General features: G+C 43.6%; 1 rRNA gene. It reads right to left on the bottom strand.

The annotated features are described in order from the left end of the window. Positions 1-580: ribosomal RNA gene (locus tag GBI16_RS18295) — 23S ribosomal RNA — on the bottom strand; the annotation flags it as partial. Positions 581-653 lie beyond the last annotated feature (73 nt).

The raw sequence follows: 653 nt of genomic DNA, 5'->3' as shown, positions 1-653 counted from the left end.
ACTGTGCTTCCACAGCTTGTAAGTGCAGGGTTTCAGGTTCTATGTCACTCCCCTCCCGGGGTTCTTTTCACCTTTCCCTCACGGTACTATACGCTATCGGTCACTAGGTAGTATTTAGCCTTGGAGGGTGGTCCCTCCTGCTTCCCACAGGGTTTCACGTGTCCCGTGGTACTCTGGATCATATCTGAAGTCTTCTCGTTTAACATACAGGACTATTACCTTCTGTGGTGGGTCTTTCCAAACCTCTTCAATTACGATACCTCTTCGTTATGATATGTCCGCAACCCCAATAAAGAAAACTTTATTGGTTTGGGCTAATCCGCTTTCGCTCGCCGCTACTTACGGAATCGAATTTCTTTCTCTTCCTTCAGGTACTTAGATGTTTCAGTTCCCTGAGTTCCCCTCATTAAGCTATGTATTCACTTAATGATACTTAGACATTACTCTAAGTGAGTTTCCTCATTCGGAAATCTTCGGATCAAAGTTTACGTGCAACTCCCCGAAGCTTATCGCAGCTTATCACGTCCTTCATCGGCTCCTAGTGCCAAGGCATCCGCCCTGCACCCTTAATAACTTGACCAGTTAAAAAGGTTTGATAGATTAGAAGCTATCAACTTCGATAATTTTAAAAAGTTATCAGCTTTATATATTAC

Origin of the sequence: Acinetobacter sp. TUM15064, assembly GCF_008980265.1 — a bacterium.
Taxonomy (GTDB): Bacteria; Pseudomonadota; Gammaproteobacteria; order Pseudomonadales; family Moraxellaceae; genus Acinetobacter.
The sequence above is the reverse complement of the archived record's forward strand: the minus strand, read 5'-3'. Positions and strand labels throughout refer to the sequence as shown.